Annotated in this window: 5 protein-coding genes and 1 tRNA gene; 4 read left to right on the top strand and 2 right to left on the bottom strand. The window is 55.2% G+C overall.

Annotated features, from left to right (window positions below; genetic code table 11):
- Positions 1-372: 372 nt before the first annotated feature.
- Positions 373-2,460: a glutamine synthetase III gene (locus tag AAAT03_RS06555; protein WP_117628890.1), complete on the top strand. Its 2,088-nt coding sequence runs from the start codon at positions 373-375 to the stop codon at positions 2,458-2,460.
- Positions 2,461-2,567: 107 nt separating this feature from the next.
- Here AAAT03_RS06555 and AAAT03_RS06560 read toward each other — a convergent pair whose 3' ends face one another.
- Positions 2,568-3,308, bottom strand: coding sequence for a GntR family transcriptional regulator (locus AAAT03_RS06560; RefSeq protein WP_117736159.1), 741 nt, complete (start codon positions 3,306-3,308; stop codon positions 2,568-2,570).
- A gap of 235 nt (positions 3,309-3,543) precedes the next feature.
- On the opposite strand from AAAT03_RS06560, the gene AAAT03_RS06565 reads away from it, so the two are divergent.
- From AAAT03_RS06565 to AAAT03_RS06575, 3 genes are all read left to right on the top strand, one after another.
- Positions 3,544-4,848, top strand: a complete 1,305-nt coding sequence (locus AAAT03_RS06565; RefSeq protein ID WP_349102917.1) for a 6-phospho-alpha-glucosidase — start codon at positions 3,544-3,546, stop codon at positions 4,846-4,848.
- Positions 4,849-4,916: 68 nt separating this feature from the next.
- The gene (locus tag AAAT03_RS06570) at positions 4,917-6,386 is read left to right on the top strand and encodes a PTS transporter subunit EIIC (RefSeq protein WP_117736157.1); all 1,470 of its coding nucleotides are present in this window, start codon (positions 4,917-4,919) and stop codon (positions 6,384-6,386) included.
- Between the two features lie 192 nt (positions 6,387-6,578).
- The gene (locus AAAT03_RS06575) at positions 6,579-7,949 is read left to right on the top strand and encodes a serine hydrolase (RefSeq protein ID WP_158555271.1); all 1,371 of its coding nucleotides are present in this window, start codon (positions 6,579-6,581) and stop codon (positions 7,947-7,949) included.
- 246 nt (positions 7,950-8,195) lie between these two features.
- Here AAAT03_RS06575 and AAAT03_RS06580 read toward each other — a convergent pair.
- Positions 8,196-8,272: transfer RNA gene (locus AAAT03_RS06580), tRNA-Glu, on the bottom strand.
- Positions 8,273-8,473: the final 201 nt, after the last annotated feature.

Below are 8,473 nucleotides of genomic sequence, written 5' to 3' on the forward strand. Positions count from 1 at the left end.
CCACTGTGTCACGGTGGAGTTTCACTCGCTATTCGGGGATACCAATCAAAGATGCCTTGCTATCGACATTCCCTATAGCAGAGCGGTCAATCTAGGATGGGGCTATAAAGACTGGTATCTGATGCGAAATACCAGTTAATAGAGCCCCATCCCAAATTGACTACCCTTAAACCATGGGGAGAGGTCTGCAATTTATACAGTTGATTGGCTGTTGAGGGCGGCAACGCCGCCGCGATGCGGTAACCTCATTGATTGGTTTCGTGACAGCAACATAACGGTAATGTTGCGGAAACACGACGAGCCTAATCTATGACTCGTTCGTTAGTAATCAACACCGCTTCTCACGCGGTGCCGATACGAAGGGAGTTCCGTATGGCCGAACTTACTGACCGCTTCGGGACCATGGTGTTCTCTGAGGAAGTCATGAAGGACTACCTCCCCAAGGACATTTGGAAGCGCCTTGCTGCAACCCTCGAGGACGGTGAGCCGCTTGACCTGGATGTGGCCAACGCCGTTGCCCACGCCATGAAGGTCTGGGCCATCTCCAAGGGCGCGACGCACTACGCGCACTGGTTCCAGCCGCTTTCGGGCATTACTTCCGAGAAGCACGACAGCTTCCTCGAGCCCAACCACGACGGCACCGCCATTACCAAGTTTACGGGCAAGAACCTCATCCAGGGCGAGCCGGACGCCTCCAGCTTCCCCAACGGCGGCCTGCGTGCCACCTTCGAGGCCCGTGGCTACACCGCTTGGGATCCCACCAGCCCCGCATTCATTAAGGACGATGTCCTGTGCATCCCCACGGCTTTTTGCTCCTACACGGGCGAGGCCCTGGACAAGAAGACCCCGCTGCTGCGCTCCATGACCGCACTCTCGCGTGAGTCCAAGCGCGTTTTGGCGCTGTTTGGTAAGACCCCCAAGAAGGTCGTTCCTTCCGTGGGCGATGAGCAGGAGTACTTCCTGATCAAGAAGGACGCTTACCGCAAGCGCAGGGACCTGGTCATCACCGGGCGCACCCTCTTTGGTGCTGCTCCCTGCAAGGGCCAGGAGCTCGAGGAACACTACTTTGGCGCTATCCGCCCCACCGTCTCGTCCTATATGAAGGACCTGGACGATGAACTGTGGGCGCTTGGCATTCCTGCCAAGACCAAGCACAACGAGGTCGCTCCCTGCCAGCATGAGCTCGCCCCTGTCTACGGCGAGGTCAACGAGGCCATCGACCAGAATCTGGTCATGATGGAGAAGATGAAGCTCATCGCCTCCCGTCACGACTTGGTCTGCCTGCTGCACGAGAAGCCCTTTGAGGGCATCAACGGTTCGGGCAAGCACAACAACTGGTCGCTTGGCACCGAGTCCGAGAACCTGCTCGACCCGGGCGACACCCCGCTCGACAACCTGCAGTTCATCGTCTTCCTCACCGCGGTGATCGAGGCCGTCGATAACTATCAGGAGCTCCTGCGTGCCTCCGTTGCCTCGGCCGGCAACGATCATCGTCTGGGCGCCAACGAGGCTCCTCCGGCGATTATGTCCATCTTCCTGGGCGACCAGCTTACCGAGGTTGTCGAGAAGATCATCGATGGCAAGGCTTCCGTCCATGCCACGCGCGGCGTGCTTGACTTGGGCGCCGATACCCTGCCCAAACTGATGCAGGACAACACCGACCGCAACCGCACCTCCCCGTTCGCCTTCACCGGCAACAAGTTCGAGTTCCGTGCCTGCGGCTCCGAGCAAAACGTTTCCGACTCCAACCTGGTGCTCGATGCCGCCGTTGCCAAGTCGCTCAAGTCCTTCGCCGATGCGCTCGAGGGTACGCCCGAGGATAAGTTCCAGGACGCCGCGCTCGAGTACTGCAAGAAGGTGCTGACCGATCACCAGCGCATCCTGTTCTCCGGCGACGGTTACTCCGACGAGTGGCCCATCGAGGCCGAGAAGCGCGGCCTTGCCAACAACAAGACCACGGCCGACGCTCTTCCCGCCTTTGTTTCCGATAAGGCCATTGCGCTCTTTGAGGAGACGGGCGTCCTGACCAAGGCCGAGGCCCAGTGCCGCTATGACTGCAAGCTCGAGAAGTACAACAAGCTCATGAACATCGAGGCCACCACGATGGTTCGCGAGGCGCGTCGTACCTATCGCCCGGTCATTACCGCCTATGCCACCAAGGTCGCTAAGGGCCTTGAGACTATTCGTGCCGCCGGTGCTGAGGCTGCCATGCAGTGCGAGCAGAACACGCTCAACAAGCTCTGCAACGGCATCACCGCCATCAACGACTCCATCAAGGCGCTCGACGCCGTACATCAGAAGGCCGAGGCTCTCGATGGCCAGGAGCAGGCCAACGTGTACGCGCACGAGGTCGTTCCCGCTATGGATACGCTGCGTGCCGCCGTGGACGCCATGGAGGAGATCGTGGCCGCCGACTACTGGCCGGTCCCGACCTACGACGACATTCTGTTCTACGTGTAGGACTGGGACAGCATACCGTCACGGTTGAAAGCCGGGGTCCGCATTACGCGGGCCCCGGCTTTTTTGTTGAACAAATTCACTAGGGCGGCGTCCGTTCGTGTCGTTTATTAGGGTAGGGGTGTGCGCGTTGCCGTGTCGTGAAAATGGAAGATGCTCGGAATATAACGCGCCTCGATGTACTCAAATTGAGTTCCGGTTGAGTCGAATGTCTGGCTGGTTATGGCTGCCAGATACGAAGAAGAATCGACGCCAAGCAACCGGCAGTCCTCAGCGTCGGGCTGGACGAGTGTTATCGTTCGTTTGCTCACGGCAATGGTGAGCCCTAGCTCATCCTCGATGTAATGGAAGAGCGACAGGGTGGCATTCTGCTCGTTTAAGCCGGGGACGGAGGAAGTTAGGAAGTAGTGGCGGTCGACAACGACCGGTTTATCGTCGAGCATGCGGACGAGCTTCAAATGCGTAAGGTCTTCTCCTTCGGGAAATCCCGTCAATTGAGCTAGACACTTATCGGTGCTTACGTGCTCGAAATAGACGATTTTTGACGTTGGAATTGCTCCGATCGCGTGTGCCGATTCGCTGAACGAAGAAAGGCCACTTACGGTGAATGCGCCCTCTTTGCTGGTGCCTGCAAGTGACGTTTCGATTACGAGGACTCCCTTGCCTTTAATGGACTGAACTAGACCTTCATTTGCGAGAAGTGAGATGGCCTTGCGCACCGTCATTCGAGAGCAGGAGAACTCTTTGGAAAGATTTTGTTCGGAAGGAAGGAGCGATCCTACGGGATGTTTGCCTTCGACAATCCGCTCTCGTAGGCTTCGGTAAATTTCACTGTACAGGATTCTTGCCAAAATGTTCTCCTTATTGAGGTTGTACAGAATGCGTCGAATCGGCGCGATTATCCGCTTCTACCAATTATAGGAAGTGGAGACACTTAAAGTTGCCGCTTACCGCCATAAATCAACCGTTCGCCTGTGTGCTTAACATGTCTAGACATATAGCAAATCACTGAGGATATAATTCAAGTCGTCAAGTACATGTCTAGATAGGAGGATTGCAATAGCAAAACAGAGCTATGCGGTTACTATCGCGGGAGGCGGAAGCACTTATACGCCGGGCGTTGTTCTGACACTTCTCGCGAAGCGCGATGTGTTCCCCATCAATAGGATTACGCTCTATGACAACGATGCCGAGCGTCAGGGGACAATTGCCAAGGCATGTGCCATCTACATCAAGGAGAATGCTCCAGAGGTAACCTTCAGCTATACGACCGACCCTGTGGAGGCCTTCACAGGCATCGACTTTGTACTTGCCCAGATTCGCGTTGGCAAGTACGCTATGCGCGATAAGGACGAGAAGATCCCCCTGCGCTATGGCGTTCTTGGCCAAGAGACCTGCGGTCCTGGTGGCATTGCTTACGGGCTGCGCTCCATCGGCGGCGTACTCGAGATCCTTGACTACATGGAGAAATACAGTCCTGACGCATGGATGCTCAACTACTCCAACCCCGCGGCGATCGTTGCCGAGGCGACACGCCGTCTTCGCCCGGATTCAAAGATCATCAACATCTGCGACATGCCAATAGCACTGATGGATATCATGGCTCAGATGTGTGGTCTCAAGGACCACAACGACCTCGTCGTCGGCTACTACGGCCTCAACCACTTTGGCTGGTGGACAAAGATTCACGACCGTGCTGGCAATGACCTTATGCCCACTATCAAGGCCCAAATGGCTAAAAACGGTTATGCCGGCGAGGATTCCGGCCTTGAATTCGTCGATGCATCTTGGGACCAGACGTTCCGTAAGGCTAAGGATGTTTACGCGCTCGATCCGAATACCATCCCGAACACCTACCTCAAGTACTATCTCTTCCCGGACTATGTGGTTGAGCACACCGACCCCAACCACACCCGCACCGACGAGGTCCGTGAGGGTCGCGAGAAACGCGTCTTCGGCACCGCCCGCCAGATTATCGAAAAGGGCACGTCTGAGGGTTTCGGCCTTAAGCCGGATACCCACGCTGAGTACATTGTCGATCTCGCTCGCGCTTTGGCAGAGAACACCCGTGAACGTTTCTCGCTGATTGTTCCCAACGACGGGGCTGTGTCCAATTTTGACCCAACGGCTATGGTCGAGATCCCCTGCATCGTCGGCAGCGACGGCTACGAGAAAATTTGCCAAGGTGAGATTCCGCAATTCCAGAAAGGACTTATGGAGGAACAGGTCTCGGTCGAAAAGCTTGCAGTGTCTGCTTGGGTCGACCATTCCTATCAGGAGCTTTGGCAGGCGCTGACGCTTTCGAAGACGGTCCCCTCTGCCTCCGTTGCAAAGAAGATCCTTGACGATCTCATTGAGGCGAATAAGGAGTTCTGGCCTGAACTTCACTAGTATCGGAAATCAATTTAGCGAATGATGGCGGGCGGCCGACCTTGGACAGGTCGCATGGGAGGAAAACCATGAGCGAAAGCAAAGAGCTTGCAAATCGCAAGCTCGGCGAGGACGTAGTTGGCCTCGTCGGCGGTAAGGAAAACATCCTGAGCATCTCGCACTGCATGACGCGTCTACGTTTCAAGCTGCGAGACGATGCGAAGGCCGATACTAAGGCAATTGAATCTCATAAAGGTGTCATTCAAGTAATCAACGCGAATGGCCAGTATCAGGTTGTTGTCGGCATCAATGTGATTGAGGATGTTTACGATGCCGCGGTTGCCGCTTCTGGTGTCGAGGGGCTGGGCGAGGTTAATCTTGATGGTGAGCCCGTCAAGAAAGGAAACCTTGTTAGTGCCCTTATCGATACTATTTCAGGCGTAATCCAGCCGATTCTTGCGGTGCTGTGTGCCGCTGGTATGATCAAGGGTGTTTTGAGTATTCTCGTCGCCCTCGGATGGATTACGGCGACAGACGGCTTGTACCAGATTCTATATGCGGCTGGTGACGGCTTCTTCTACTTCCTGCCGGTTATCCTTGGCTATACCGCGGCAAAGAAGTTTGGCTGTAGTGAGTTCGTTGGCATGACGCTCGGTATCGCACTTACGTATCCGGCGATGGTCAACATCACATCTGGCGATGTTTTGGGAACGGTGCTTGCCGGCACTCCCTTTGCCATGAACTACTACACGACTTTCCTCGGCATACCCGTCATCATGCCGTCTTCGGGTTATACGAGCTCTGTCATTCCGATTATCATCTCTGTTTGGTTCGCGGCAAAGCTGGAGAAGTGGTGTCGCAAGCATTTCTCTGAGTATGTAAAGTTCTTCTTTGTGCCTACGTGCGTGCTCGTTGTGATGGTCCCCGCTACCTATTTGATTATTGGCCCGATTGCCACCCTGATCACGAACCTCATGAGCCTGCTGTTTAACTCCCTCTACAGCTTGCCTGTCATCGGCGGCGCGCTCGGCGGCATCGTGCTTACTGCCATTTGGCAGCCTATGGTCATCTTCGGCTTCCACTGGAGTGTCATTGCTCTCATGCTGGTGAACATTGCCTCCCAGGGCTGGGATATTGTCATGGCGCCGTACATGGTTTGCTCGTACGCTCAGTCCCTTGCCGTCCTTGCCATTCTTCTGAAGACTAAGGACGTAAAGCTCAAGCAGCTTGCATGGCCGGCGTTCATCTCGGGCTTCTTCTTCGGCATCACCGAACCCTGCATCTACGGCGTGACCCTTCCGCGCAAGAAGCCTTTTATCATGAGCTGCATCGCCTCTGTGCCCGGCGGCCTAATCATCGGCGCTCTTGGCACCAAGATGTTCGCCTTCACCGGCGGCGGTTTCTGCGCCTTCCCGGGCTTCATTGATCCGTCCGGTGCAATGGGCGCGAACTACCTGATTTACGTAATCATAGCCATCGTGGTTTCCAGCGTGATTTCGTTCCTGCTTACATATGCGACGTACAAGGAGGACGTGCCGGCGGTAGAGGCTGCAAAGTAGCCAAAGAAGTGGAGCCGCGGAACAAGTATTTCCCCGCATGCCAGCAATCTGACAAGGTCGTCCTTGGATAAGCGCCGAGGGCGACCTTGTCTTATGCTGGTTTCGTTTGAGAGGCAGTGGTTGAGAGTGTCTAATATTATCTTTGACAATAGGATGGGTGAGGCGTGCCTTGCGGCGTGGAGGTCCGCGGGCGTGGAAGTCCGCTCGGTCGTGGTCCGACAAGATGGTGAAGTCGTCTTTGAGCATGCGGCTGCGCCGTTCGCCCTCGAACACGTTCATCCGCTCTATTCTGTGACTAAGTCCTTTACCTCGGTCGCTGTCGGGATGTTGGTGAATGAAGGACGGCTGTCGCTGGCCGATCGCTGGATTTCATACTTCCCGGAATATGAAGGCGAGATCGCGGATGAGCGCTTTCGCAATGTGACGGTTCGCAATTTGCTGACTATGACGATGGGGCAGGAGAGTGACCTTTCGTATATTGGCGCGGGAGACGACTGGGCACATGAGGTTCTTCATCGTGAGTTTGACTGGAAGCCGGGCGAGGTCTTTCACTACGATTCGCTGTGTTCACATTTATTGAGCATGCTCGTGCAACGCGTAAGTGGAACGAAAGAATCCGATTATCTCGCCGAACGTTTGTTTACGCCGTTAGGCATTAGAAATTGGTGGTGGGAAGAGGATCAAGCTGGTCATACGACCGGAGGTTTTGGTCTTCACCTTTCGACACCGGATTTGGCTAAGTTTGGTCAATGTTTGCTGGATGGTGGCAAGTGGCGTGGGGAACAGATCATTCCTGCGGAATGGGTTGCCGAGGCGACGAAGATTCAGATGGAAACGAGCCCCTTTTATCCGTCTGAGGCAACTGAAGACAGCAATGGCTATGGATACCAGTTCTGGATGTGCCGGCGTGGCGGGTTCAGATGTTCTGGCCTTTTTGGGCAGCTGTGCTACATGCGGCCCACAGATGGCCTTGTCATCGCCTGCTCGAGTTCCACGACAGGAAGTAAGGCGCTGCTTGATCCGCTGTATGAGGTATTGTTCAAAGAGTCTAGTGTTCGGGAAACGCTGGCTTCCGAACGTGACTTCGATAGCATTCCCGTGCCAGTTGGGTTGGCTTCTGGCGGACGTTTGAGTTCATTACGCCTCGAGGGCATTCATCGTTGCATTTTCGGGGTTTTTGAAGAGATCGATATTCGATTCCATGAGAATGAGCTGGATTTGTCTCTGTTGCGCGATGGTCGTGAGTACGGCGTGAGGGCCGGCTACGAGTCTTGGGTTTGCAAATCGGGCGATGGGGCCGGAGTCGGAGACCTCTTTCCCTTCGTGACTCATGAAGCTGAGAGGGACGATGCCCCCGCATGGGATGTTCGCAAGTTGTTTGCAGCGTATGCCTGGACTTCGCCAACAAGTTTACAAATCGAGACCAGGGAACTGGACTACACACGGCGCTGTTTTATCGATGTGCAGATCGGAGGTATTTATGCTGTGTGTAGGGTGCGAGTTGAGGGAATGTGCTGTTTCCCGGCACCCTCGGAACTCACAGCGATTTTGAAGTTGGGATAATTGTTCAAGACGTGCGATTGATAAGAAAGCTTGCCAACATCACGGCTAATGGAGACGGAGCTGTCTCCGGGCAATGTTTTTCGATACGGACGTTTCAGATATCGTATTGCTAGGGACTAACTCAATCACTTGTTGGGGTCGAAGCGTAAATGCGTCTCCTCGGCTCCGCACCCTGTTGGGTTCGAATCCCAGCGCATGGCAGCAAAAAGCCCGCTACCGAATTGGTAACGGGCTTCTCAGGTTCTGTGGTGCCCCCAGCGGGATTCGAACCCGCGATATCCACCTTGAAAGGGTGGCGTCCTTGGCCGCTAGACGATGGGGACAGCGGGAAAGAGTATAGCAGACTTTTTTGCCAGCGCGTATATCGTTGGCAAACTGGAAAACTACCACACAGGAGCCTTGATTCTCATGTTCACTGCAACAGCCTCAGGACTCAGCGCAACGCGTTGCGCTGAGTCCTGAGGCGCGAATCCGGGTAGGCAACCCCAGAGGGGCCGGAATCCCCCGGCCCGCGATGGAGGGAG

This window comes from Collinsella sp. CLA-AA-H167 (genome assembly GCF_040095305.1).
Classification (GTDB): Bacteria; Actinomycetota; Coriobacteriia; order Coriobacteriales; family Coriobacteriaceae; genus Collinsella.

Coding starts and splice junctions, on each gene's coding strand:
- AAAT03_RS06555 (WP_117628890.1), top strand. CDS start 373: ATGGCCGAACTTACTGACCGCTTCGGGACCATGGTGTTCTCTGAGGAA.
- AAAT03_RS06570 (WP_117736157.1), top strand. CDS start 4,917: ATGAGCGAAAGCAAAGAGCTTGCAAATCGCAAGCTCGGCGAGGACGTA.